This window comes from Haloarcula pelagica (assembly GCF_030127105.1).
GTDB lineage: Archaea > Halobacteriota > Halobacteria > Halobacteriales > Haloarculaceae > Haloarcula > Haloarcula pelagica.
Window position 1 is genome coordinate 691161 of the sequence record NZ_CP126161.1, and the last position, 25994, is coordinate 717154.

The 25994-nt window shown below is 68.6% G+C and carries 25 protein-coding genes; 17 read left to right on the top strand and 8 right to left on the bottom strand.

Annotated features, from left to right (window positions below; translation table 11 throughout):
* Window positions 1-25 precede the first annotated feature (25 nt).
* The 3 genes from P1L40_RS03785 (at window position 26) to P1L40_RS03795 (ending at window position 3525) form a co-directional block, all read left to right on the top strand.
* Window positions 26-1036 (top strand): N-acetyltransferase DgcN family protein, encoded by a 1011-nt coding sequence (locus P1L40_RS03785; RefSeq protein WP_284009981.1) that lies wholly within the window; start codon window positions 26-28, stop codon window positions 1034-1036.
* On the top strand, window positions 1033-2076 hold the full coding sequence (locus P1L40_RS03790) for a dipeptide epimerase (RefSeq protein WP_284009982.1): 1044 nt from the start codon (window positions 1033-1035) through the stop codon (window positions 2074-2076). Before P1L40_RS03785 ends, P1L40_RS03790 begins: the two co-directional genes overlap by 4 nt.
* Before the next feature lie 117 nt (window positions 2077-2193).
* Window positions 2194-3525, top strand: a complete 1332-nt coding sequence (locus tag P1L40_RS03795) for a hypothetical protein (RefSeq protein WP_284009983.1) — start codon at window positions 2194-2196, stop codon at window positions 3523-3525.
* 21 nt (window positions 3526-3546) lie between these two features.
* Here the strand turns inward: P1L40_RS03795 and P1L40_RS03800 are convergent, their stop codons facing one another.
* The 6 genes from P1L40_RS03800 to P1L40_RS03825 all read right to left on the bottom strand — a co-directional run bounded on the left by P1L40_RS03800 (window position 3547) and on the right by P1L40_RS03825 (window position 9176).
* Window positions 3547-4020, bottom strand: coding sequence for a redoxin domain-containing protein (locus P1L40_RS03800; protein ID WP_284009984.1), 474 nt, complete (start codon window positions 4018-4020; stop codon window positions 3547-3549).
* Between the two features lie 67 nt (window positions 4021-4087).
* Window positions 4088-6013, bottom strand: coding sequence for a glutamate-cysteine ligase family protein (locus P1L40_RS03805; protein WP_284009985.1), 1926 nt, complete (start codon window positions 6011-6013; stop codon window positions 4088-4090).
* Between the two features lie 11 nt (window positions 6014-6024).
* Window positions 6025-6537, bottom strand: a complete 513-nt coding sequence (locus P1L40_RS03810; RefSeq protein WP_284009986.1) for a gamma carbonic anhydrase family protein — start codon at window positions 6535-6537, stop codon at window positions 6025-6027.
* 45 nt (window positions 6538-6582) lie between these two features.
* A complete protein-coding gene (locus P1L40_RS03815; protein WP_284009987.1) occupies window positions 6583-7137 on the bottom strand; it encodes a DUF7504 family protein in 555 nt (184 codons plus the stop codon).
* Window positions 7138-8646 (bottom strand): ATPase domain-containing protein, encoded by a 1509-nt coding sequence (locus P1L40_RS03820; RefSeq protein ID WP_284009988.1) that lies wholly within the window; start codon window positions 8644-8646, stop codon window positions 7138-7140.
* A gap of 98 nt (window positions 8647-8744) precedes the next feature.
* Complete coding sequence (locus tag P1L40_RS03825; RefSeq protein ID WP_284009989.1) at window positions 8745-9176, bottom strand: universal stress protein; 432 nt, start codon at window positions 9174-9176, stop codon at window positions 8745-8747.
* A 146-nt stretch (window positions 9177-9322) separates the two neighbouring features.
* Between P1L40_RS03825 and P1L40_RS03830 the strand changes: the two genes are divergently transcribed.
* Genes P1L40_RS03830 through P1L40_RS03865 form a run of 8 tightly spaced genes read left to right on the top strand, consistent with a single transcriptional unit; the run spans window position 9323 to window position 18601 of the window.
* The gene (locus P1L40_RS03830) at window positions 9323-9877 is read left to right on the top strand and encodes an HTH domain-containing protein (RefSeq protein WP_284009990.1); all 555 of its coding nucleotides are present in this window, start codon (window positions 9323-9325) and stop codon (window positions 9875-9877) included.
* A 49-nt stretch (window positions 9878-9926) separates the two neighbouring features.
* Window positions 9927-11855 carry a threonine--tRNA ligase gene (gene thrS / locus P1L40_RS03835; protein WP_284009991.1) on the top strand — a complete coding sequence of 643 codons (1929 nt, stop codon included), beginning with the start codon at window positions 9927-9929 and terminating at the stop codon, window positions 11853-11855.
* Window positions 11856-11893: 38 nt separating this feature from the next.
* Window positions 11894-12940 (top strand): DUF7972 family membrane protein, encoded by a 1047-nt coding sequence (locus P1L40_RS03840; protein ID WP_284009992.1) that lies wholly within the window; start codon window positions 11894-11896, stop codon window positions 12938-12940.
* Window positions 12941-12970: 30 nt separating this feature from the next.
* On the top strand, window positions 12971-14896 hold the full coding sequence (locus P1L40_RS03845) for an SLC13 family permease (RefSeq protein ID WP_284009993.1): 1926 nt from the start codon (window positions 12971-12973) through the stop codon (window positions 14894-14896).
* 41 nt (window positions 14897-14937) lie between these two features.
* Window positions 14938-15894: an ABC transporter ATP-binding protein gene (locus P1L40_RS03850; protein ID WP_284009994.1), complete on the top strand. Its 957-nt coding sequence runs from the start codon at window positions 14938-14940 to the stop codon at window positions 15892-15894.
* Window positions 15887-16675 (top strand): ABC transporter permease subunit, encoded by a 789-nt coding sequence (locus P1L40_RS03855; RefSeq protein WP_284009995.1) that lies wholly within the window; start codon window positions 15887-15889, stop codon window positions 16673-16675. Before P1L40_RS03850 ends, P1L40_RS03855 begins: the two co-directional genes overlap by 8 nt.
* A gap of 52 nt (window positions 16676-16727) precedes the next feature.
* Entirely contained in the window at window positions 16728-17759 is a 1032-nt protein-coding gene (locus P1L40_RS03860; protein ID WP_284009996.1) for a COG1361 S-layer family protein, read from the top strand.
* A complete protein-coding gene (locus tag P1L40_RS03865; protein WP_284009997.1) occupies window positions 17711-18601 on the top strand; it encodes a COG1361 S-layer family protein in 891 nt (296 codons plus the stop codon). Before P1L40_RS03860 ends, P1L40_RS03865 begins: the two co-directional genes overlap by 49 nt.
* Here P1L40_RS03865 and P1L40_RS03870 read toward each other — a convergent pair.
* Complete coding sequence (locus P1L40_RS03870; protein ID WP_284009998.1) at window positions 18598-19473, bottom strand: PspA/IM30 family protein; 876 nt, start codon at window positions 19471-19473, stop codon at window positions 18598-18600. The two genes, P1L40_RS03865 and P1L40_RS03870, sit on opposite strands and share 4 nt — an antisense overlap.
* A gap of 118 nt (window positions 19474-19591) precedes the next feature.
* On the opposite strand from P1L40_RS03870, the gene P1L40_RS03875 reads away from it, so the two are divergent.
* The 6 genes from P1L40_RS03875 (at window position 19592) to guaA (ending at window position 24992) form a co-directional block, all read left to right on the top strand.
* Entirely contained in the window at window positions 19592-20203 is a 612-nt protein-coding gene (locus P1L40_RS03875) for an alpha/beta hydrolase (protein ID WP_284009999.1), read from the top strand.
* Between the two features lie 41 nt (window positions 20204-20244).
* A complete protein-coding gene (locus P1L40_RS03880) occupies window positions 20245-21084 on the top strand; it encodes a hypothetical protein (RefSeq protein ID WP_284010000.1) in 840 nt (279 codons plus the stop codon).
* A 94-nt stretch (window positions 21085-21178) separates the two neighbouring features.
* Window positions 21179-21313, top strand: coding sequence for a hypothetical protein (locus P1L40_RS03885; protein ID WP_284010001.1), 135 nt, complete (start codon window positions 21179-21181; stop codon window positions 21311-21313).
* A 52-nt stretch (window positions 21314-21365) separates the two neighbouring features.
* Window positions 21366-22334, top strand: coding sequence for a DUF7972 family membrane protein (locus P1L40_RS03890; protein ID WP_284010002.1), 969 nt, complete (start codon window positions 21366-21368; stop codon window positions 22332-22334).
* A 79-nt stretch (window positions 22335-22413) separates the two neighbouring features.
* Window positions 22414-24075, top strand: coding sequence for a glutamine hydrolyzing CTP synthase (gene pyrG, locus P1L40_RS03895; protein WP_284010003.1), 1662 nt, complete (start codon window positions 22414-22416; stop codon window positions 24073-24075).
* Complete coding sequence (gene guaA, locus P1L40_RS03900; RefSeq protein WP_284010004.1) at window positions 24075-24992, top strand: glutamine-hydrolyzing GMP synthase; 918 nt, start codon at window positions 24075-24077, stop codon at window positions 24990-24992. The genes pyrG and guaA overlap by 1 nt, the downstream gene beginning before the upstream one ends.
* 23 nt (window positions 24993-25015) lie before the next feature.
* Here the strand turns inward: guaA and P1L40_RS03905 are convergent, their stop codons facing one another.
* Window positions 25016-25981, bottom strand: a complete 966-nt coding sequence (locus tag P1L40_RS03905) for a beta-ribofuranosylaminobenzene 5'-phosphate synthase family protein (RefSeq protein WP_284010005.1) — start codon at window positions 25979-25981, stop codon at window positions 25016-25018.
* Window positions 25982-25994: the final 13 nt, after the last annotated feature.

A 25994-nucleotide genomic window follows, 5' to 3' on the forward strand; every position in this document is an offset into this window, starting at 1 on the left:
CCCACCCCCCAGTCGAAGTCCGCGTATGAGAGTCGCCCTGCTCACACACGAGGCGTTTCCCGACGAAGCCAAGACCGCCGTCGGGCTGTTGCGGTACGGCGACCACGAGGTCCGTGCGGTGATCGACCGCGAGTTCGCCGGCCAGCGCGTCGCGGACGTGCTGGAGGGCGTCCAGGACGCCCCCATCGTCGCGTCGATGGACGACGCCCCCGAAGTCGACGCGCTGGTCATCGGTATCGCGCCCATCGGCGGCCGCTTCGAGGAGTCCTGGCGGCCCGACGTTCGGGCGGCGCTGGAACGGGGCTGTGACGTGCTGTCGGGACTGCACGACTTCCTGATCGACGACGAGGAGTTCGCGGAACTGGCGGCCGAACACGGCGGCGAGCTTCGGGACCTCCGGAAGCCGCCCGACGACCTGACCGTCGCCGAGGGGACCGCCGGCGAGGTCGACGCCACCGTCGTCACCACCGTCGGGACCGACTGCTCGACGGGGAAGATGACGGTCTCCTTCGAGTTGCGTGACGCCGCCCGCGAGCGCGGCCTGGACGCCGCCGTCGTCCCGACCGGTCAGACCGGCGTCGCTATCACCGGCTGGGGGCTGTCCGTCGATCGTGTCATCGCCGACTACGCCGCCGGCGCCGTCGAGCGTCTCGTCCAGACACCCGAGGACGTGGACCTGCTGATCGTCGAGGGCCAGGGAGCGATCGTCCACCCCGCGTACTCCGGCGTGACGACGAGCATCCTCCACGGCTCGGCGCCGGACGCCCTCGTGTTGTGTCACGAGGCCGGCCGCGAGACGATCAACGGCTACGAATCGTTCGCCATCCCACCCCTCTCCGAAGTCGTCGACCTCTACGACCGGCTGGCCGCGCCGGTCTCGGACGCCGAGGTGGTCGCCGGCGCGTTGAACACCCGACGCCTGGACGACACGGCCGCCGAGCGGGCCGTCGCGGAGTACGCCGACGCCATCGACGCACCGGCGTGTGACCCGGTCCGGGACGGCGTCGCCGACGACGTGCTCGACGCCCTCGTATGAACTGGACCGTCCGACGGTACGACCTCCCGCTCGCGACGCCCTTCGGCATCGCCCGCGGGACGAGCGCGACCAGCGAGACAGTCGTGGTCGAACTCGGACGGGGCGGCGCGACCGGCGTCGGCGGCGTCGCACCCTCGCCGTACTACGACGAGACGGCCGCCAGCGTCGCCGAGGTCCTGCCCGAGCTGCTCGCAGTGGTCGCCGACCTGGACGACCCACACAACGGCCAGCGGCTCGACCGCCGCTTCCACGAGGAGTGGCCCGCCCAGCCGGCCGCACGCGCCGCCGTCTCCATCGCGCTGTCGGATCTCGCGGCCCGCGAACTCGGGACGCCGCTGTACCGCCAACTGGGCCTGGACCCCGACGCGGTGCCCCCGACGACCTACACCGTCGGCATCGACCCGCCCGAGCGCATGGCCGAGAAGGCCCGCGCAGCGGCCGACGCCGGCTTCTCGCACCTGAAGATCAAGCTCGGGACCGACGACGACCGGGCGCGCCTGGACGCCGTTCGGGAGGCGGTTCCCGAGGCCGAACTCCGCGTGGACGCCAACGCCGCCTGGACGCCCGACGAGGCCGTCGCGGCGCTTGGCTGGCTTGAGGCCGCCGGCGTGACGCTGCTCGAACAGCCCGTCGACGCCGGCGACCGCGAGGGGCTGCGCCGGGTCACCGAGGAGACACCCATCCCCGTCTGTGCCGACGAGTCCTGCGTGACACCCGAGGACGTACCACGGCTCGCCGACGCCTGCGACGTGGTCAACGCCAAACTCGTCAAGTGTGGCGGCATCCGCCCGGCGTTGCGCCTGCTCCACACCGCCGACGCACACGGGCTCTCGACGATGCTCGGCTGTATGGTCGCCTCGAACGCCGCCATCGCCGGCGCGGTCCACCTCGCACCCCTGGTCGACTACGTCGATCTGGACGGCGCGCTGTTGCTCGATGCGGACCCATACGAGGGCGTGCCGCTGGAGGGGGACGTGTTCGACTTGCGCGCCGTGGCGGCCGGGACTGGCGTCCGGTCGGACCCGGGGTTCAAAGGCTGAGCGAGGTCGAGAGGTCCGACACCGGCGATCCGTCTCGACAGCTGCACTCGCCGTGTAGCAGTCGACCGCACGGACGACGGCGGGAGTTTTATCCGAGCGAGTGGCGATCGAAGTGACATGTCCCCCAGCAGACGTGAGTTGCTCGCCGTGCTCTCCAGTTGCGCCGTGGGTGTGCTAGGTGGGTGCGCGGCTCGTTCCGGCGAGCGTGTCGAGGGGAAGCCGTCGACAGCCCGGGGCGACACACCGGAGCCGGCAGCGACGGACGGACGGCCACCGGAAGACTGGCAGCGATCGACCGCCCTGACTCCGCCGCCCCGTGTTCGCGGCGGTGTCGTCGGTCACGAGGTCGCCGTCGCCGGCGACGGCCAGACCGTCCTCGCCGGATCGGTCAAAGGGCCGAATCAGCCCCGACCGACACCGGTCACGGTCTTCGAGCGAGCGGGGAGAGGCTGGGACCGACAGGCGGTCCTCGCAGTCCCGACAGACAGTCTCGCCCGCTTCGGAACCGCGGTCGCACTGGCCGACGACGGGACGACGGCGTTCGTCGGCGCGATCGGCGACGGTGCTCCCAGGGTGTCCGTCTTTGAGCGAGCGGGAGACGGCTGGGACCGGACCGACACGCTCGCGCCCGACATCGGCGAGGGGATACTCGGACTCACACTGGACGCGTCGGCCGCCGGGGGAACCGTACTCGTCGGCCTCGGGCACACCAGCGGCGTCCGAGCGACCGACGGACCGAACCGGGTGCTCGTCTACGACCACGACGGCGAAGACTGGCAGCGCGCGGCCGATCTCACCCCGCCCGGGGACGGACACCACCGGACCTTCGGGACCGACCTCGCCGTCTCCGGCAACGGGACCGTCGCGCTCTTGAATGCAACCCCGGCCTCCGGGGCCGTCTCGGGAACGCCGTCCTCACCGGCCGAGCGAGCGGCACAACGGGGCGGCGCGTACGTCTTCGCGCGTGAGGGCGGGACCTGGGACCGGCGGTCGGTCCTCCTCGCGCCGAACGGCGAGGGCGGCGCGTCGTTCGGCGGGACGGTCGCGCTCGCGGACGACGCCGGGACCGCACTGGTCGGCTCCCCGGACACCGGTTCTCCGCCCCGGATCTTCGAGCGGACGAGCGGGGGGTGGTACCACCGTGGCAGCCTGCCGGTCGCCGATGTCGCTTCGGGGCGGCGGGTCGGCACTGCCCTCGCGCTGTCGGCCGACGGTCGAACCGCGCTCGTCGGCGCCGCGGCGACAGACGACTCCGCCTCGTCGCTCCCCGGCGCAGCCTACCGGTTCCGGCGTGACGGTAGTCGATGGCGCCGAACTGCCGTTCTCGGACCCTGGTCGGCACCCGGCGACAGGTTCGGCGCGGCGGTCGCACTGAGCGAGGCCGGCACTACCGGTGTCGTCGGCGCACCCTCGCTTTCGGGGCCCGGAAAGCCGTACGTCTTCGAGTGAAAAATCGGTCGTATGCCGTCTTCAGGCGTTCTGGACCGCTTCGACCAGTTCCTCGTAGTCGGGCTCGTTCGTCGGGTCGTCGGTCGTCCAGGTGTAGGTCACCGTCCCCTCGTCGTCGAGGACGAAGACGGCGCGGTTGGCGACGCCCAGCAGGCCCAGGTCCTCGATGTCGATTTCCAGCCCGTAGTCCTGGATCGCCTGCCGGCTCATGTCGCTGACCAGGGAGAACTCCAGGCCGTGTTCGTCGCGGAAGGCGTTCTGCGAGAACGCCGAGTCGGCACTGACACCGAGCACCGTCGCGCCGGCGTCGTGGAACTCGTCGATGTGGTCCTGCAGCGCGACCATCTCGTTGGAACACGGCGGTGTGAACGCACCGGGGAAGAAGGCGAGCACGACCGGGCCGTCGCCCAGGTGCTCCGAGAGGTCGAACGCTTCGACCTCGCCGTTTGCTACCGTTGCCGTGATGTTCGGGGCGGAATCACCAGTTTCTACCATCGATCGCACCTAGGGGTGTCGGTAGGATAAAACTACTCACAGCGATCGAGGCGGCCGCGGGCGATCCTCAGACCCACTCGTCGAAGGCGTGGTGCTCGCGGCTGTGTTCGAAGTAGTCCCGCTGCATCGCACAGATGGCGTCTGCCAGCGTGTGACCGTCGGCCGCGTACTCGCGGACGCGATCGATCTTCCAGGAACTCGGCGTCTCGCCGGCCGCCCAGCGGCGTTCGATGGGGCCAAGGTACTCGTCGATGCGGGCCTCGGGGATCTCCTGGGCTTCGAGGCCGCGGCGGGCGTAGCGGAACACCTCGTCGTAGACGACCTCGGGGTCGGTCGTCCGTTCGCCGTGGACGGTGACCCAGGCCAGATCGGCGTCCAGCCCGTTCTTGGCCGCGTCGTAGAAGCTCCGCCGGGCCTCCTGCCAGGGGAGCTCTTCGAGGGGGTGGTCCTCGACGACGAGCCCGCGGATGAGCCCGACCGTCAGCGCCTGGAGACCGATCATGTCGTTGGCGTGGGGCTGGGTCGGCAGCGGGCGGTACTCGATGCGCAGGGACTCCTCGGTGCTCGCGCCGGCCACCTCGTCGCCGCCGATCACACAGCGCAGCCAGCGCCAGTAGGTGCCCCGCTTGTGGTCGAACTCCCAGATGTCGTCGGCCAGGGACTTCCGGTCGCTCTCGTCCAGCCACTCCCGAAGGAACGGGGCGAAACAGTCGTCGGCGACGACGCGGTCGACGACATCGGTCGTGGCGTCGATGTCCCGTGGCACCTTGACCTTCGGGTTCGCGCTGGTGTTGACCGACTGCTCGAAGGCGGCGATACGGAGTTCGTGGTGGGTCGCCTCGCAGAGCCACTCGGGGTCTACGTCGTCGTAGAAATCGGCCGGGAGGAACGGCGAGTTCGCCGACAGCGCCAGCAGCGGCCCCAGCGTCCGGATCGCCGCGTTGTAGTAGTCCGGGAACGTGTCGGTGTCGGGGATCTGGAGGTGGGGCTGGATCGAGGTCGCCAGCGACTCGAAGAGGATCGTCGGGAACGCCCCCGAGTAGCCCGGTACGTCGAAGTCGATCTCGCCGCCGGCGTGGCCCAGGGCCTCGTTGTCCAGCGCGACGTAGCGGGGCGCGGGCCGCATGTTGTCCGCGATCACGACATCGTCGTGGCGTTCGTGGGCCGAGAGGTACGCCTCGCTGCCCTCCTCGGGCGGGACCGTCCACATGGCGTCGAGGATCAACTCACAGTGCTGGTTCGAGGCCTGCTGGCGGGCCTGTTTAGTCTGCATCTCGACGGCGGTCGTCTGGACCTCCATCCCGGTCTGGTCGAAGCTGTTGGGCTCGGTGTTGACCTCGGCGTTGTGCAGCCCCAGTTCCTTGTTGGCCTCGCCCTCGAACACCACGTCGGGGAGCCTGGTGAGGCGCCCCTCCCACTCGTCGGGGTCCATGTACGGTTCGCCGTCGTCGTCGGTCTCCTCGACGGCGGGTTCGCCCTCGTCGGTGTCGGCGTCGTCTGGTTCGTCCGGTGCCAGGGGGCTGTCGGGGTCGACATCGAGAGAGGGTCCCTCGCCCGGGCCGAAGCTGTCGTCGCCGTCGTCGCCGTCGTCGGATGCTGGTGGGTCCCCGAGGATCTCGTCGTCGCCCGCGGGGTCCAGCGAGGCGCCGCTGGCGTCACCGGTGGTGCCTGGCTCCAGCGACCCGTCCCAGGCGCCCCCGCTACCGCCGGCGAGGTCGGCGTCGGGGTCGTCGGCCGGCTCGTCGCCTCCGGCGTTGTCCTCCGCTTCGCCCTCCTCGTCGTCGGGTTCGGGGACCTCGGGGACGCTGTTGATCGCGTACAGTTCGACCTCCAGGCCGACCGAGAACTCCTCGTTGTCGAAGGTGCCGTTCCGGATCGCCGTCCTGAGCGACTCGGCCTGTTCCTCGACCCGCGCGTCGAAGGTCTCGTCGGTCGCCTCGGACAGCGACCGTCGGACGAGGGCAACGATGTCGTCGGTGGTATCGTCTGTCATTCTGGCCGTCGTCACTCGAAGAGGTCCTCGTGGCGGGCCGCGAGGTTGGCGTAGTCGCCCGAGGAGAAGGCTTCGAACACCTCGTCGGGATCGATCGTCGTCTCCGACAGCGGGGTCACCTGGGCCGGGCTGCCACGGACGAACGACTCGGCGGGCACCTCGTAGCCCGGCGGGACGACCGTGCCCATGGCGACGATCGAACGCTCGCCGATGTCGGCGTCGCTGACGGTGGAGTTGAACCCGACGAGCGCGCCGTCCGCGACGTGTGCGTCGTTCAGGACGGCGCCGTGGCCGACCATCACCTTCTCGCCGACCGTCGAGGCGTGCAGGACCGCACCGTCACCGATCGCCGTCTGGCGACCGACCTCGACGGGACCCACATCACCGCGCAGGACCGTCCCCGGCCAGACGTTCGCGTTCGGGCCGACCGTCACGTCCCCGACGAGCGTCGCCTCGCGGCTGACGTGCGCGTACCCGTGGATGTCCGGTTTCGCCCCCTCGAACTCGTACTCACGACTGTCCATACCCTTAGGGCGGTACGGCCCTCCGAAAAGTTACCGGTCGGCCCGTTACGTGTGATCGATCGCGTCGTCGAAGAGGGGTTTGAGTCGGCTGATGACCTGGGTGTCGTGGGCGCCGGGGTCCAGGTGGAAGTGCCCGATGGCGTCGACCTGTCTGAGTTGCCCGGCGAACATGTGGAGGAACTTGAACGCCGACTGCACGTCGGCGAACTGGAGGAGTTCCGTCAGCGAGTCGAAACAGACGACCAGTTGGCTCTCGTCGGACACGTCGTTGAGGTAGTTGTTCAGACGCATCCCGAGGCCGGTGATGTCGTTGGGGTTGGCGTCGGTGACGAAGACGCGGTCGGGGAGTTCCGCGTCGTCGGTACCGCCGAGACCGGCCTGATCGCCGACGTTGATGATGCCCATTCGCCCGGGCAGTTCGTCGTACTCCGCTTGCCACTCGTCGACCAGTTCCCGTGGCGACGCCGAATACGTGATCCGGAGCACATCGAGCTGCTGGAGGTCGCCCGGAGTGAGGAGACTCAGGCAGGTCGTCCGTTTGGCGTCACTCAGTGACGGGGCAAGCACCAGAACGTTCGTTCCGGGTCGCGGACCGGCCATCTACGAGTCACCGTCCCCGGCGCCCGGCAGCCGCTGGACGCGCATATACGGTTCGTCGGTCACGTACTCGACGAGGCGGGTCGAACCCATGTACCCGCTGGGGGACTTCTTGAGTTTGATGTACTGGAGGCCGTTGTCGTTGACCCAGGTCCGGAGGTTCTGCCAGGCGCCGTTGCGGTAGAACGCCGCGAGTTCGTCGGAGAGCGTGTCGGGGTTGTAGAGGTACATCGTCGTGTCCTCGGGCTGGTAGAGGTTCTCCTCCTCCCAGAACCGCATCTGTCGGAGCTCGTCGTTGTCTAACACCGGGAGCTGTGCCTCGACGTTGAGCGCCGTGAACATCGGCCGGTCGCCCCGGCGGTCGTCGACGGTTCGCAACACTGCCGCGGGGTTGTCGGTGTCGTGTTCCTGTGGCTTGAACACGTTCCGCTTGGTGTTCTCCCAGATGTTGGCGAAGTCGACGAGAAAGAGCCGGTCGTCGGCCAAAAGCTCCTCCATGTCGCCGATCCGCTCGTCGATGATGCTGCGGAGTCGCTTGGGCGGCAGTTCGACCGGCGGGACGATGGTGAGCGCCATGTCCTCCTCGCTGGCCCTGGCCAGCAAGTTCGTCAGGATCGAGTGGGGACTGGCCTGGCCGTCGTGTTCCATCAGGAGCGTCCCGCCGCGGACGATACCGCCGCCCATGAGCTGGTCGAGCCCGGGGATGCCCGTCGACATGTGGTCCGAAGGGACGAACTCGCCGGGGTGGGTCCGCAGGCGGGGCGAGATGCGCAGCCCCGCGTCGGTGAACGACACCTCGTGGACGCGCGTGTCGTGATCGACGCCGCGCATCTTGACGACCTCCAGAAAGCGGTGGTAGTCGCCGCCGACGTTCTCGCGCCAGAGCCGGATGACGCCGTGAGTGTTGAACTGGACCGCGTCGCTCGCGGCGACGGTCTTCACGTCGGCCTGGGAAGCGCTGGGCTGGGACTCCTCGGCCGTGAAGATCGCGGTCGCGTCGAACTCGTCGTTGAGCAAGCGGATGAAATCCAGCAGCGTCCGCCGGAAGACATCGCGGTCCTCGCCGATAGCCGACAGGCCGGACACCGAGTCCAGGACGACGCGGTCCGCGGGCGCGAACCGTTCGAGATATCGGGTGATGTATTTGCTCTCGAACGGCGCCGAGTAGTCCCCGCCGAGCATCTTCCCGCCTTCGAGCGTTTCGAGGGTGAGTTCCCGGTCTTCGTCGCCGTCGACGGTCTGGCCGGGTGTCGCGTGCAGCGACGTGACCGTGAGGTTCTCGTGATCGAGTTCGAACGGGTACGCCTCGAAGGTGTCGACAAGTTCGTCGAACGTCTGTTCCGTGCTGATGTAGAGACACTCCTCGCCCCGATCCAGCCCCTGCTGGAGGAACTGCATCGCGAGCGTGGACTTGCCCGTCCCCGGGCCGCCGGTGACCAGGGCGGTCCGGTTCTCGGGCAACCCGCCGTCGAGAATGTCGTCGAGTGTCTCGGTACCTGTCTGGACCGGCATTGATGATACTCGTTTATCGGGCCGGCGTCGGAAAGGCGTACCGTCTGACTATCGAGTTTGAGTCTCGGACGACCACGGGACATCGGGGTGACGGAGGGTTACTCGATGTGGACGATCAACACCGGGACGGGCGCGCTCTCGGTGACCCGTTCGGTGACACTCCCCAGCGTCGAGACGCGGTGACGACCGGTCCGGCCGTGCGTCCCCATCACGATCAGGTCGATCCCCTCCCGCTCGGCGTAGTCGACGATCGTCTTGTCCGGAATCCCCACTTCCATGGCCGTCACGACCTCCAGGCCCGCCTCTTCGCCGCGGACGGCAACGTCGTCGAGCGCGACCTGGCCTTCCTCTTCGAGGGACTGCCGGACGGTCTCTTTCGCGTCCGCGTCGGCCGCCCGGTACTGGCGCTTGTCGACGACGTAGAGCCCGTGGAGTACGGCGTCGTTGTCGCGCGCGATCGAGACCGCGTGCTCGACCGTCTCCATCGTGCCGGAACTGCCGTCGGTGGCGACGAGGATATCGTCGTACATACCCCTGCATGGACACCGGCGGTACATAGTTGTCCGTGCCGACCCCCGCCACGCGGGAAGTTACCAGTGTTTAGCGATCCACCCCGGCTGGCTAATAATGTCAACAGAAATATTTTAGTAATCTCATGTTAATTGCTTGAACAGCGATGGAACCAACCCAGTCCGAGGGAGGACGGGCAGAGCTGTTCGTCCGGTCCCTCCTACCCGAGGCGGCCCGATCACACCAGCAGTCGATCACCGACCGCCTGCGTTCGCTCGACGACGACCGGTTCTCGGCGCACTCGGTAACGGTCTGGGGGAAGCAACTGCCCGCGACGCCGGCCGAGACCGAGACGACCGTCGGCCGGCTGGCCCACGAGCAGATCGCGGCGTTCAGGGAGTGGGCGACGGTCAACGATCGGTCGCTGTCGCCGGCGTTCACCGTCCGTACCGTCGAGGCGGACCTCCTCGGCGAGCGGTACCGTGCGCTCGTGTTGCCACAGGTGCTACTGGCGGAGTACGAGGGCGACGCCTTGCAGTGTGTCACGCCACACGCGAGCGGCGACGGCATCGTCTCAGTCACGGACCGACTCGCCGCCCTCGAAGCGGGCACAGCAGCGACGTTTACCGCGGTCGAGCGATCGAGTACGCATCCCGAGCCGCCCCGAGTGGAAGCGCCGAGCGGAACGGCCGGGAGCGACGGGCCGGTGCCCTCCGAGTAGCGCGGGCGTCTCAATACACTTATCCCCGGCGGCTATCCTAATCACGGATATGAGTACGGTCACGGTCACGCTGCCGGACGGCTCCACGCTAGAGCTGGCCGCCGGCAGCACGGTCGAGGATGTCGCCTACGAAATCGGGCCCGGGCTCGGAGACGACACCGTCGCCGGCGTCGTCGACGGCGAGCTGGTCGACAAACACGAGCCCATCGAGACCGACGTGCGACTGGAGATCGTCACACCGAGCAGCGACGAGTACCTCGACGTGCTACGTCACTCCGCCGCGCACGTCTTCGCGCAGGCGCTCCAGCGGCTGTACCCCGAGGCGACACTCACTATCGGACCGTGGACCGACGACGGCTTCTACTACGACATCACCGGCGTCGACATCGACGAGGACGACCTCGAGGAGATCAGCGAGGAGGCCCACGACATCATCGCGGCCGACTACGACATCGAGCGGGAACTGATCGACCGCGGGGAGGCCTTCGAACGCTACGAGGACAACCCGTTCAAACAGGACATCTTGGAGACCGAAGCGGCCGGCGAGGACCCCGTCTCCTTCTACGAGCAGGCGGAGTTCTACGACCTCTGTCAGGGTCCCCACGTCGAGTCGACCGGCGAGATTGGCGGCTTCGCGCTGCTGGAGATCTCGGCGGCGTTCTGGCGCGGCGAGGAGGACAACGAGACGCTCACGCGGGTGTACGGCACCGCCTTCCCGACCGAAGACGAACTCGACGAGTTCCTCGAACGCCGCCGGAAGGCCCAGGAGCGAGACCACCGAAAGATCGGCCAGGAGATGGACCTGTTCTCCATCGCCGAGACGACCGGGCCGGGGCTCCCGCTGTACGAGCCAAACGGTAAGAAGATCCTCAACGAACTCTCGGACTACGTCGCCAAGCTCAACCGGGCGGCCGGCTACGACGAGATCGAGACGCCACACGTCTTCCGCACCGAACTCTGGAAGAAGTCCGGCCACTACGAGAACTACGTCGATGACATGTTCCTGCTCGATGTCAACGACGAGGAGTACGGCCTCAAGCCGATGAACTGCCCGGGCCACGCGACGATCTTCGAGCAGAACTCCTGGTCATATCGAGACCTGCCGGTCCGGTACTTCGAGGACGGGAAGGTCTACCGCAAGGAACAGCGCGGCGAACTGTCGGGGCTCTCCCGGACCTGGGCCTTCACGATCGACGACGGCCACCTGTTCGTCCGCCCGGACCAGATCGAACAGGAGGTGCTGGCGACCGTCGACATCATCCTCGACACGCTGGATACGTTCAACTTAGACTACACCGTCCAGTTCGCCACCCGGCCCGAGAAGTCCGTCGGCGGCGACGAGATCTGGGAGAAAGCCGAGTCCCAACTGGAGTCGGTGCTCGAAGAACAGGGGATCGACTACGAGGTCGAACCCGGCGACGGCGCCTTCTACGGCCCGAAGATCGACTTCGCCTTCGAGGACGCGCTGGGTCGCCACTGGGACGGCCCGACGGTCCAACTGGACTTCAACATGCCCGAGCGGTTCGACCTCTCCTACACGGGCGAGGACAACGAGGAGCACCGCCCGGTGATGATCCACCGCGCGCTGTATGGCTCCTACGAGCGGTTCTTCATGGTGTTGACCGAACACTACAACGGGAAGTTCCCGCCGTGGCTCGCGCCCGAGCAGGTCCGTCTCCTCCCGGTCAGCGACGACAACATCCCCTACTGCGAGGAACTGGCCGCCGACCTCGGCGACTACCGCGTCGAGATCGAGGACCGCTCCTGGACGGTCGGCCGGAAGATCCAGCAGGCCCACGACGACCGGGTCCCCTACATGTTCATCATCGGTGACAACGAGGAAGAGGCCGGTACCATCTCGGTGCGGGATCGGAAGGAAAACGAGGAGAAAGACATCGCTCTCGACGAGTTCCGTGACCACCTGGCGACCGAGATCGACCAGAAGCGTACCGACGTGACTTTCTTCGCCGGTCGGTAGCCCCCCGACTTTTCCCGCCGGCCCCCGACAGCCTTCGCATGGCAGACGACGAGGCCGACGGTCAGCCCGACGACCAGCTCCGCGAACGGGCGGGCGAGCAGTCGGCACTGTTGTGGTTCGCGCTCGACGCCGACCGCTGGCTCGTCAGCGGGCTGTTCTCGATCGCGGTGTTGCTCGGGATCGTCGTGATCGGGACGCTCCACCCGACGCCGGCACAGACGCTCCTGACGCGGGGCGATCCGATCGAGACGCTGTATCAGGCGCTCGTCACGGCGACGATCACGGGCGTGACGCTCGTGTTGACGCTGAGCCAGCTCGTCCTCTCGCAGGAGCTCGGTGCCGTCGGCGACCAGCGCGAGCGGATGGACGGGGCGCTGTCGTTCCGCGAGGACGTGGCCGACGCCGTCGACGCGGCGGTCAGCCCGGCCGAACCGTCGGCGTTCCTCCGTTCGCTCGTGCGCGCGACGGCCGAGCAGGCCCAGGCAGTCGATGACGCGGCCGACGGGGAGGGGCTCGGCGAGGACCTCGACCAACTGCTGTCGCGGTATCTCGACTCCGTGACCGACAACGCCGAGGCGGTCGCCGACCGGCTGGACGGGGCGGCCTTCGGCGAGTTCGATGTCGTCAGGGCGGCGCTTGACTACAACTACTCCTGGAAGCTCTACGCCGGCCGGCGCATCCGCGAGGCCTACGCCGACAGCCTGCCGGCCGCGGTCGACGACGAACTCGCGGCACTTGTCGAGACCCTGGAGCTGTTCGGCCCGGCCCGCGAGCACTTCAAGACGCTGTACTTCCAGTGGGAGCTGTCGGCGCTGTCCCGGACCCTGCTGTACGTCGCCATCCCGGCGCTGGGCGTCGCGATCACCGCACTCCTGTTCCTGGACCCGCGGGACATCACGGGCGCGACGTTGGGAATCGCCGACTCGCTGCTCGTCATCGCGGTGACCACCACCGTGGCGATCCTGCCGTTTACGATCCTGCTTGCGTACATCCTCCGGATCGTCACCGTCACCAAGCGGACGCTCTCGATCGGCCCGTTCATCCTCCGCGAGACGGATCGCTCGGTCGACGTAAGCTGGGACTAAGCTTTTCTATCCGTCGTGTGTCGAGCGGGTATGGCGCCGCTATCGACGGACGCGCTGGTAGTGTTCGCGCTCGTCGCCGTCGCCCTGCTGTTGTTCGTGACCGAGTGGCTCCCGCCGGATATGACCGCCGTCGGGGTCCTGGTCGCGCTCGTCGTCCTGGAGCCGTACACCCACGTCCCGGCCCGCGAGTCGATCCGCGGGTTCGCCAGCCCGGCAGTCGTCACTATCGTCGCCATGTACATCCTCAGTGCCGGCGTCGAGCGGGCCGGCGTCGTCGACTGGCTGGGGGCGAAACTCGCCGCCCTCACCGGCGGCGACGAGGGGCGGCTCCTGGCGGCGATCGTCGGGACGACCGGCGTGAGTGCGGGCTTCGTCAACAACACGCCCGTCGTCGCCGTCTTCATCCCGCTGGTGACCGGACTCTCCGAACGTTACGGTCTCTCGCCGTCGACGCTCTTGCTCCCGCTGTCGTTCGCCGCGATGCTCGGCGGGACGTTGACGCTCGTGGGGACGGCGACGAACCTGCTGGCGAGTGACCTGTCGGCACAACTGCTTGGCGAACCGTTCTCGATGTTCACGCTGACGCCGGTCGGCATCGTCGTCCTCGTCGTCGGCGTCGCGTATCTGCTGACAGTCGGGCGGGCGCTGGTGCCCGAGCGCGTCCACCCGGCGGCGGACTTCACCGAGGAGTTCGACATGGACCGGCACCTCGCACAGCTCCGCGTGCGCGAGGAGTCTCCGCTGGTCGGGCTCACCGTCGCCGAAGCCCTCGACCGATCGGTCGGAGAGCTGGCGGCGACGGATGCCGTGGAGACACTGGGTCAACCCCTGGAGCCGGAGGCAGAGACCGAAGCGGTCGCCGCCGTCGGGACGGTGCTCGACATCGATGTCCTCCAGATCGACCGGGACGGGGAGTCCTTCTTCGCGACCGCGACCGACCGGCCGGTCGAACCGGGGGACGTGCTGACGGTCCGTGGCAACCGGCAGTCGGTCAACCGCTTCGGGGAGACGCTGGGACTGCGCCAACTCGCTCGCGAGTCGGTCACCGAGGAACTGCTGGCCGAGAGCGGCCACGCCGGGATACTGGCCGAAGCGATCGTCCACCGCGAATCACGGCTGCGCGGGCGGACCCTCTCCGATGTCCAGCTTCGCTCCCGGTTCGACGCGACGGTGCTCGCGGTCCGGCGCGGCGAGGAACTCGTCCGTGAGGGGCTGGCCGACATCGAGTTCTCGGCCGGTGACACGCTGTTGCTCCAGACGCCGATCGAGGAGATCACCCACCTCCAGGAGGAGGGCTATCTCGTCCTGACCGAGGGGCCACCGGAGCTGTTCGACGTGATCCACCCCGGCGAGGCCCCGTCGCTGGAGCGATCGGCGCTGGTCCCGGTCGCCATCCTGCTCGCCGCCATCGGGATCGCCGCGCTGGGGCTGTTGCCGATCTACATCGCCGCGCTCGGCGGTGTCGTCACGATGGTCGGCTCGGGGCAGCTCAGCGCCTCGCGGGCCTACGACGCGGTGAGCTGGAACGTCGTCTTCCTGCTTGCGGGGCTGCTCCCGCTGGGCCTGGCGATGCAGGCGACCGGCGGCGCGGCGTTCCTGGGCGGCCTGCTCGTCGACGCGGCCGGCGTCCTGCCGCCGCTCGCGCTGCTGGCGCTGGTCTACCTCCTGACGGCCGTGCTGGCGAGCGTCCTCACGCCCGTCGCGACGGTCGTCCTGATGATCCCGGTCGCCGTCGCGACGGCACGGGATATCGGGGCCGCCGGCCAGCCGTTCCTCCTCATCGTCACCTTCGCCGTCGCCACCGCCTTCCTGACGCCGATGGGCTACCAGACGAACCTGATGGTGTACGGCCCCGGCGGCTACCGCTTTACCGACTACGCCCGGGTCGGGCTGCCGCTGCAGTTGCTGCTCTGTGCGGTGACGACGCTGTCGGTGGCTGCGCTCTGGCCGCTGTAGGCGGCGTACCTCTAAGGGCGAGCCCCGCGTCAGGTCGAGACATGGGCGCCATCGAAGTCGAGGGGCTCACCAAGGCGTACGGCGAGACGGTCGCCAACGACGAGCTCTCCTTCACGGTCCGTGAGGGCGAGATCTTCGGCTTTCTCGGCCCCAACGGCGCCGGCAAGAGTACGCTCATCCGGATGCTGCTGGGCTTCCAGACCCCGACCGCCGGGACCGCGCGGGTCCTCGGCCGGGACATCCGGGACGAGGACGCCCTGCTGGAGGCCAAAGCCGACATCGGGTACCTCCCCGCGACGCCGGGCTTCGACGGCGGCGTCACCGGCCGGACGTTCCTGGAGTACCAGGCCGAACTGAAAGGCGACCAGCGCCGCGAGGAACTGCTGGAGCTGTTCGACCCGCCGCTGGACCGGAAGATCAGGGCCTACTCGACGGGAAACAAGCAGATGCTCGGCATCGTCCAGACGTTCATGCACGACCCCGCCCTGGTCGTCATGGACGAACCGACGGCGGGCCTGGACCCGCTGAAACAGGAGCAGTTCAACGACTTCATCCGCCGGGAGCGAGAGCGAGGCGTCACCGTCTTCTTCTCTTCGCACGTGTTGGGCGAGGTCCGGCGGGTCTGTGACCGCGTGGGGATCATCCGAGAGGGCCGTCTCGCCGCGCTGGAGGAGGTCGGCGACCTGCTCGAACGCGGCGGGAAACACGTCCGTGTCACGACCGCCGAGTCGGTCGACCCCGACTCGTTCGCGTTCCCCGGTGTCGTCGACTGCCGCGCCGTCGGCCGGCAGTTGCAGTTCACCTTCACCGGCGACTACGACGACCTCGTGGCGGAGTTGGGAGACTACGACATCGTCGACCTCGACATCGAGGAACCGCCCCTCGAAGACGTGTTCATGCACTTCTACGGCGACCGGGACGACGGCGCGGACGCCGACGCGGAACCCGACACCCGAGCGCAGTCCACTGCCCCAGCGACGGAGACCGACGATGTTTGAGGTGACCCGGTACGAGGCCCGCCGGCGCGCCAGGGGGACGCTCGGACTCACGGTCGGCCTGGGGCTGTTCGCGCTGCTCATCATCGGCGTGTTCCCGTCGATCGAGGCCTCCGGGGTGGACTTCGAGGCCTACATCGAGAGCCTGCCCGAGGCGTTCCGGGCCAGCTTCGGGGCCGAGGCGTTCGGCACCATCGAGGGGTTCCTCGCCGCCGAGTTCTACCAGTTCGTCTGGGTCCTGCTCTTTGGCCTCTACATGGCCTACACCGCCGGCGGAACGGTCGCCGGCGATGTCGAGAACGGCCGGCTGGACCTGCTGCTGGCGACGCCGATAACCCGGTCGCGGCTGCTCGTCGAGAAGTACCTCTCGCTGCTGACGCCCATTGTCGTGCTCAACCTCGTGGTCCCGCTGTTCGTCTACGGCGGCACCATCCTCGTCGACGAGTCGCTGTCCGTGGTCGATCTGCTGGCCGTCCACGCCCTCTCGATCCCCTATCTGCTGGTCTGTACGAGCATCGGACTGGTGCTGTCGGTGCTGTTGCCCCGCGGGGACCTCGCCCAGCGGGGCGGGATGGCGGCCGTGTTCCTCCTGTTCGTGCTGGACTCGGTGACCGCTTCGACCGACTACGAGGTGCTTGGGGCGCTCTCGCCGACGAGATACTACGACACGACGGAGATTCTCGTCGAGACGAGCTACGACATCGAGGGCGCGATTGTCCTCGCCGTCGCGGCCGTCGCGCTGCTCGGGCTCGCTCGGCTCCGCTTTCGCCGGGCGGACTTGTAGGGCGACGAATACTTATCACCCAGCCGACCGTCACTCCACAGTACCACGTCGCATGGCTCGTCACTCCACCCAGTTGCTCCTCGTCCTCGTCGTGGCCAGCCTCCTCCTCACACAGTCGCTGGTCGTCGCTGGCGGCGTCCGCAACCCCCGCTTCGAAGCCAGCGTCCCGGAGCCGACGCTCACGCCGGGGGCCGAGCAGACGATCACGGTGGAACTCGCGAACGACGCCAGAGACCCCGACGATGTCGTCGAGGACGCGACGGATGTCACCGTCGAGGCCCGCGCTGGCGACACGCCGTTCACCGTACAGTCCGGCCCGCGGTTCATCGGGCGGATGAGCGACGGCCAGCGCGAACCCGTCCCCGTTCGGCTGGTCGTCCCGGCGGACGCCGAGCCGGGGACCTACCAGCTCCGGCTCCGGGTCAGCTACGTCCGGGACTTCGACGAGGACGAGACCCGCACCGTCACCGCCACCGTCCGCGTCCCCGAGCGACCCCGACTGCGCGTGATCGACACGGAGACCGACCTCGCCGTCGGGGACCGGGGCACCGTCACCGTGACTGTCCAGAACGTCGGGACGACGACCGCACGCGACGCCCGCCTCGCGCTCTCGACCGACGACGCCGACCTCGAACTGGGCGGCGGGACCCAAGCCAGCCGGCTGCTGGGCGACCTCAGCCGGTTCGAGCGCGAGACCGTCGAGGTCGCCGTCAGGGCCACCGGGAGCGCACGCAGCGAACGCTACGCGCTGGCGGCGACGGCGACGTTCACCGATCAGGACGGCTTCGAAGTCAGCCAGGACCTCGGGGCGGTCGGTATCACCCCACGGCCCGCGCTGGGCTTCGAGCTCCGGGAGGTCCGGAGCGATCTCACGACCGGCGTCGAGGGGCGCCTCCAGGGTGTGCTCGTCAACGACGGCGACCGGGTCGCCCGGGCCGCCATCGTCGAACTCAGTTCGTCCTCGGAGACGCTCCGGTTCCCGGAGCCGGCCACCCCGTCGGCGATGTCGAACCCGGCGGGTCGAGCGCGTTCTCGGTGCCGATCGCGGTCCCGGCGGCCGCCGACGGCGGCCCGCGCCCGGTGACGGTCGCGGTCACCTACGAACTCGACGGCGACGACGAGGTCGACCGACGGCGGACCGTCGTGCGCACGCTGTCGGTCCCCGTGAGCGACGCGGACCTGCTCGCGGTCACGGCCACCAACACGACGTACCGGCCCGGAACCGACGGACGGCTGCGCGTCACCGTCGAGAACGTCGGCGACCGCCGGCTCACGGACATCGAGCCACGGCTCTCGACGACGCCGCCGTTCGCCAGCGACGCGCCGGGCGCGTACGTCGATTCGCTCGCCCCGGGCGAGTCACGGACCGTCGCCTTCCCGGTGACCGTCGCCGGCGACGCCGTCGCCAGCACCCACTCGCTGCCGGTCAACGTCACGGCGAGGACAGCGGACGGCGACACCGTCCGCTCCGAGACACGGGACGTGCCGGTGACTATCGTCGATACGGACCTACTGGCGGTCACCGGCGTCAACGCGACGGTACCGCCCGATACCGACGGCCACCTGGACGTGCGTATCGAGAACGTCGGCTCGGTGCCACTGACCGATCTCACCCCCCGGATCGACCCGGCACCGCCGTTCACGAGCGAGGGACCGCGGAGCTACGTGTCACGGCTCGCTCCCGGCGAGTCGACGGTCGTCACCTTCCAGCTCACGGTCGCCGAGGACGCGGTCCCCAGCACCCAGTCGGTCCGGCTCAACGTCACGGCGACGACGCCAGACGACGACACCGTCCGGTCGGGGCCACACGAGGTGGCGGTGCGCATCGAGCGCGAGGAGCGCGCGGGAAGTACGCTCGTCCTGATCGCCGGCGCGGTCGTTGTCGCCGTCCTGCTGGGCGTGGGCTGGTGGTGGCTGAACGACTAGCTCGTCTTCTCGTCGTCTTTCAGCTCTTCGAGTTCGGCGTCGACCTCGCCGTCCGAGACCTCCGGGGCCTCGACATCGACATCACCGTCGCTCGCCAGTTCCTGTTCGAGGTCGCTCTCCGAGAGGTCCTCGGTCCCGGTAGACTCGGTATCGGTTTCGGGCTCGGGCTCCTCGCCCTTGCCCATCTCCGCTTTCAGCGTGTCCAGTTCGGCGTCGACCGCGCCCTGCTGTTGGACCTCGTCGAGTTCCTTCTCCAGCGAGCTCTTGTCCGAGAGCTGGTCTTCGAGGACGCCGTCGTCCCGGAGTTCGTCCATGGCCTGCGCGCGGGCCTCCATGTCCTCGGTGCGTTCCTCGGCGCGCTCGATCGCGCGGTTGACATCCTCCATCTCGTCGCCGGCGCCGGTCATCGCCTCGTTGACCCGTTTCGATGCCTTGGCGGCCTCGTGGCGGGCCTTCATCGTCTCCTTTTTCGTGCGGAACTGCTCGATCTGTTTCTGGAGCTCGTTTTTCTGCTCGACGAGCTGGTCCTGCTGGGACTGGAGCTGGCTGATCTGGGTCTCCAGTTCCTCGATCTGAGTCATCTTCTGTTTCTTCTTCTCTAGGGCCTGCCGGGCCAGGTCCTCGCGGTCCTGTTTGACGGCCTGGCGGGCCTGTTCGTTGTGTTTCTCGACGTTCTCTTCGAGGCGGCGCTTCTGGATCTCGAGGCGTTTCTTCTGGGTCGTCAGGTCCGCGATGCCCTGCTTCACGTCTTGCAGCTCGTTGCGCAGCTGCTCGTAGCTGTAATCGAGGGTCTCGGTGGGGTCTTCGGCCCGGTTCAGGACGGCGTTGAGCTTGGACCGGATGACGTACGACGCGCGCGAGAGGATTCCCATATGGTCTGATTCGTGGCTCCTGACTTAAATTTCTTACATGGCGTTTCAGCCGGAGAGAGTTTCGGGAGGTAACCGGCCCAGCCGACAGGTTCAGGCCGACAGAGAGCGACGCGCCGGTATGACCGATCCGGTCCACGTTCCGGGCGGCAGGCGGGTCGTCGGCTCGCTGGACGCGCCCGACGCCGACGCCGCCGTCGTCGCCTGCCCGCCACACCCCCAGCAGGGTGGGTCGCGGTCGGACCCGCGGCTCCGCGCGGTCGGCGACGCGCTCGGGCCCGACCTGGCCTGTCTCCGGATCGACTACGGCCCCTGGGACGAGGGACGTGGCGAGCGCATCGACGCCGAGAACGCCCTGGCGTGGGCCGCCGACCGTTACGACGCCGTCGGCCTGTTCGGGTACAGCTTCGGCGCTGCGGTGGCGCTCCGTGCGGCTGCCAGCCTGGCCGACGGTCCGGTCGCCCCGCGGGCCTGCTCGGTCCTCGCGCCGCCGGCCGGCCTGACGGGCCAGCGGGACGCCGCCGAGGCCGTCGACGCCGTCCCGTGCCCGCTCCAGGTCGTCTACGGTGACCGCGACGAAGCGGTTGCGTGGGGGCCGGTGGTCGAACGGGCGCGTGACCGGGGCGCTGTTGTCGAGTCGGTGGCCGCCGGCCACGGGTTCGCCGGCCACGCCGGTACGGTCGCCGATCTGATCGCCCCGTTCTTCCGGTTACACCTCGTGCCCGAGCGGTGACCCACCCGAAGACATATCTCTCAGCCGGAACGAACGCCGCTGTGCGCCGCCCGTCTCTCCCCCTCCTCGTCGCACTGCTCGTCGGCCTGATACACGCCGTCGCCGTTATCGGCGTCCAGCTCCGGTACGGCTACGATGTCGGGCCGGCAGCGTCTCCGCTCCACGTGACGCTGTGGCGCTACGGCGGCCTCGTCGTCCTCGGCGCCGTCCAGGTCTGGCTCGCGCTCCGGTACCGGCTGGTCACGCCGCTGGCGCTCGTCGCCGTGTTGGCCGCAGTCGCCTTCCACGCCGAACTGACGCCGCCGGACCCGGTGTTCCGCGATGTCGCCGAACTCGAACCGAGCGTCGAGGGGCCGACCGGCATCACCGTGGTCGAGAACGGCCTCCACCTCGCGAAGTACGCTGGACCGTGGTACGTCTGGACCGTCGCGGCCGGGCTGGTCGGCCTCTGGGAGGCCGTCGTCCGCCGCCGTCGCGGGTGGGTGCCGGACTCCGGCGTCCCGAGCGCGACGTTGGCCACGAATCCGCGGCTCGTGGCCGTCGTGGCCGGCCTCGCCCACGCACTCGCGTCGGTGGCCTACGCGTGGGGCTGGGGCATGTCGGGGACGCCGGTGGGCGCGGGCTGGGCGCTCGTCGGCGGCGTCGCCGTGGTCGGCGTGCCGGTGTCTCTCCTCCTGACCGCGGACGTGGTCTGGCCCACGCTCGTCGCGACTCTGCTGTTCGTCAACAGCGTCCACGCACAACAGTACGCCGGCCCGGGCGACCCCCACGCACTGTACGCTGGCGGGTGGTTCGTCTTCCTCGCGGTCGCGCTCCTGCCGGGCGCGTTCGAGTACGGACTCCGGCGCGTCGGTCGGCGGTTCGGCGGCCAGCCGGTGTGAGTGGGCGCCCAGTATCCTTATAGTATATAATGATAAATAGGAATATATGGCGACAGCTCGCCAGCAGCGTGTCTCACGAACGACTCGTCACGGGATGGTCTCACTGACTGCGGGGTTCATCGCCGGCGTGGTACTGTTCCTGTTGATCGGCGCTGGCGTCAACGACGCCGTGATGTCGGCGCTGTCGATCGCGACGATCGCGACGGTCAGCCGGCTCCTCTCGCTGTGACGCCCTGCCGAGACCCACAGTCTTTCGGTACCCGATCCCTACCTGGCGGTAGATGCCACCCAAAGACGGGCCCGTCGCGCGGATACGCCGGTGGCTGCTGCTCGACGGCCGGCGGACGGTCGTCACGGCCGCGCTGCTGGTCGGGATCGGCCTCGTCCTGGGGCCGATCGGGCACGCCGTCGCGGGAGCGACCGGCGACGGCCTCGCCGCCACGCACACGCTCTCGCCGCTGCTGTCGACCCAGTTGAGCGGCGTCTTCCTGCTCGTCTCGATCGTCGTCTCGATCAACTCCCTGTTCGTCTCCAACGAACAACAACCGCTGGGCCAGCAACTCGACCACATCCAGGAGATCGGTGCCTTTCGCCGCGAACTGGAGTCGACGACCGATCAGGCCATCAGCCCGACCGAACCGGCCCGTTTCCTCTCGGTGCTGACCCAGACGGTGTTGACACAGGTCCAGACGCTCGAAGACGACCTGGCCGACGCCGACGCCGACCTCCAGGCCGACGTGACCCGCTTTCTAGAGGGCGTCACCGAGCAGACCCGTCAGGTCGGCGACCGGCTCTCGGCGGCCGACACCCCCTTCGGCATCGTCCGGGCGACCATGGAGTACGACTACGGCCGGATGAGCCACGATCTCCGGCAGATCCGGACCGACTACGACGACATCCCCGAGTCGGCCCGCGAGACCATCGAGACGCTACTGGATCTGCTGGAGTACTTCGCGACCGCCCGGGAGTACTTCAAGACGCTGTACTTCGCTCGGGAGTTCGCCGCGCTCTCGAAACACCTGCTGTACGTCGCCATCCCGGTCATCGTGTTGCTGGCCTTCCTCCTGTTGCACCTCGACGACCTGCCGGACACCCACCTGCTCGTCCTGTCGGTCCACACCGTCGGCTACGCTCCCTTCGCCCTGCTTGCGGCCTACGTCGGCCGCGTGACCACCGTCTCACAGCGGACGGGCGCCGCCGGCCAGTTCGTCCTCGACCACTCCGCCGACGGCCCCTCGCTGGACGACTGAGCGGGGCCCGCGGTTGACACATGCTCACGAAGTAGGGTGGTCCCGAAACCGTTTTGGCGACCCACGGCGCACCGTCGGTATGCCGACCGAACCCGAAACGGACTACGACCCGGAGCTGGGTCGGAAGTTCATCTTTGTCACGGGCGGTGTGATGTCAGGGCTGGGGAAAGGCATCACCGCCGCCAGTACCGGCCGATTGCTCAAGAACGCCGGGTTCGATGTCACCGCCGTCAAGATCGATCCGTACCTCAACGTCGACGCTGGCACGATGAACCCGTTCCAGCACGGCGAGGTGTACGTCCTGAAAGACGGCGGCGAGGTCGACCTGGACCTGGGGAACTACGAGCGGTTCCTCGATATCGACATGACGTTCGATCACAACGTCACGACGGGCAAGACCTACCAGCACGTCATCGAGAAGGAGCGCGCGGGCGACTACCTGGGCCGGACCGTCCAGATCATCCCACACATCACCGACGACATCAAACGGCGCATCCGCGAGGCCGCCGAGGGCAACGATGTCTGTATCATCGAGGTCGGAGGGACCGTCGGTGACATCGAGGGGATGCCCTATCTGGAGGCGCTGCGGCAGTTCGCCCACGAGGAAGACGAGGGCGACATCCTCTTTACGCACGTCACGCTCGTCCCGTACTCCAAGAACGGCGAGCAGAAGACCAAGCCGACCCAGCACTCGGTGAAGGAGCTGCGCAGCATCGGGCTCCAGCCCGACGTGCTCGTGGGCCGCTGTTCGGACAAACTCGATATCGACACGAAAGAGAAGATCGCGCTGTTCTGTGACGTACCGACCGAGGCCGTCTTCTCGAACCCGGATGTCGACGACATCTACCACGTCCCGCTGATGGTCGAGGAAGAGGGGCTCGACGAGTACGTCATGGAGCGCCTGGACATCGCAGACGAGGCACTGCCCGCGGACGAGCGGGAGAACCGCTGGCGCGAACTGGTCACCCAGCGGACCGAGGGCGAGGTCGACATCGCGCTCGTCGGGAAGTACGATCTGGAGGACGCCTACATGTCCGTCCACGAGGCGCTGAAACACGCCGGCCTGGAGAAAAACGTCGACGTAAACGTCCAGTGGGTCGACTCCGAGAAGATGAACGACCGCCACGCGGGCCGGATGAGAGACGCCGACGGGATCGTCGTCCCCGGCGGCTTTGGCTCCCGCGGGACCGAAGGGAAGATCGAGGCGATCCAGTACGCCCGCGAGAACGGCGTTCCGTTCCTCGGGCTCTGTCTCGGCTTCCAGATGGCCGTCGTCGAGTACGCCCGGAACGTCCTGGGGCTGACCGGCGCACACTCGGCCGAACTCGACGAGGACACGCCCCACCCGGTCATCGACATCCTCCCCGAGCAGTACGAGATCGAGGACATGGGCGGGACGATGCGACTCGGCGCCAACGAGACCGCCATCGAACCGGGGACGCTCGCGGCCACGCTGTACGGCGGCGACTCCTGTACCGAACGCCACCGCCACCGCTACGAGGTCAACCCCGAGTACATCGACGACCTGGAGGACGCCGGCCTGGTCTTCTCCGGCCGGTCGGGCAACCGCATGGAGATTCTGGAACTCGATCACGAGGCCCACCCCTACTTCATCGGGACGCAGTTCCACCCCGAGTTCCGCTCGCGGCCCACGCGGGCGAGTCCGCCCTTCGTCGGCCTGCTGGAGGCCGTGCTGGGCGAGGACCCACACGCCGTCGAGGGTCGGGAGGTGAGCCACTGATGGTCGAAGTCGAGTCGTTCATCGACGAGGCCAAAGCCGAGATCGCCGAGGAGATCGGCGACGCACACGCCGTCATCGGCCTCTCGGGTGGCGTCGACTCCTCGACGGCCGCCGCCCTGGCCTACGAGGCCATCGGCGACCAACTGACCGCGGTGTACGTCGACACCGGGCTCATGCGGAAAGGCGAGACCGACGAGATCCGCGAGACGTTCGACTACATGGACTCGCTGCGGATCGTCGAGGCCCAGGACCGATTCCTCGACGCGCTGGAGGGAGAGACCGATCCCGAGGAGAAGCGCCACATCATCGGCGAGCAGTTCATCCGGGAGTTCGAGGAGGTCGCCCGCGAGGTCGACGCCGACTACCTCGTCCAGGGGACGATCTACCCCGACCGGATCGAGAGCGAGGGGACGATCAAGTCCCACCACAACGTCGGTGGCCTCCCCGAGCGCATCGACTTCGAGGGCATCGTCGAACCGATGCGTGACCTCTACAAGGACGAGGTCCGCGAGGTGGCCCGAGCGCTCGATCTGGAGGAGATCATCTCCGAGCGGATGCCGTTCCCCGGTCCCGGCCTCGCCGTCCGTATCATCGGCGAGGTCACCGAGGAGAAACTCGAAGTCGCCCGCGAGGCCAACCACGTCGTCGAGGAGGAACTGGTCGAGTACGAGCCCTGGCAGGCACTGGCCGCGGTCATCGGCAAGGCCACCGGCGTCAAGGGCGACAACCGCGTCCACGGCTGGGTCGTCGCGGTCCGATCGGTCGAGAGCCGCGACGGCATGACCGCCCGCGCTCAGGAACTGGACTGGGAGACGCTCCAGCGCATCCAGAGCCGCATCACCGGCGCCCACGAGAACGTCGCCCGGGTCGTCTACGACGTGACCCACAAGCCGCCGGCGACCATCGAGTACGAGTAGCGCTGTCGCGCCGTTCTCACCGCTCACTCCACGAGGTCGGCGCCCGTGTTGCGCGGCGCGACGACCTGGACCGTCCCGTCGACGCCCGCCGCGTCGAGGGCCGCCCGGCCCGCGTCGCGTGCCGCGCGCTCGCTGTCGACATCGGTCAGTCCCCAGACCGTCGGCCCCCACGAGGACTGCCCCGAACCGGTGATCGCCGGCGCGTCGGCGAGGTGTTCGACGAGTTCGCCCGCGGGCGGGCGGTAGACGCCGCCCTGCTCGTCGGCGTACCAGGCCCCGTTGAGTCGGCCGAGTGTGGCCGCTGCCGTCCCGAACGCCCGTCGATCCCGGGTCGCGATCGCGGGGAGCAGCTCTCGGGTCAGCAGCGTCGAGATCTGATCGGCGATGCCGGGGTCGGCACGCTCGACGGCGTCGCGCATGCTCCGGTCTTCGGCCGCGCCGCTCCGGCCGTGGTCGACATCGGGGACGACGAGGAGGAACCGCCAGTCGGCCGGTACGTTGTGACGGGCCAGCACCGGCGGGACCTCCCAGTCGCCCTCCGCGGGCGGTTCGGCGGTGAAGCGCTCGGTCGGGTGGCCGCCGTCGACGACGAACCCGCCCTGGAGGAAGGTCGCGACGCCGACGCCGCTGCGGCCACCGCGGCCCAGTTCCGGCGCGTAGGTCCGCACGTCGGCGGTCAGATCGTGGGCGCGGGCGACGGCGATCAGCGCCGCGAGCGAGAGCTGGGTGCCGCTGCCCAGCCCGACGTGGCGCGGGAACCGCTCGGTGATCGACACCGCCGCGCCGGGAACGTCCAGCGTCTCGACGGCGCGCTCGACGTAGGGCCGGGCCGCCTCGTCGTCACACCGGAGTTCGTCGGCGGGGTCGGCCTCGACGACGAGCCGCGGCTCCGCCAGTGCCAGCCCGACGCCACCGTACAGCCGTTCGTGGGCCAGCGAGAGGTTCTGGAACCCGAAGTGGAGTCGCGCGGCGGTCGTGACCGTCGGCATGACTCGGGGTTGA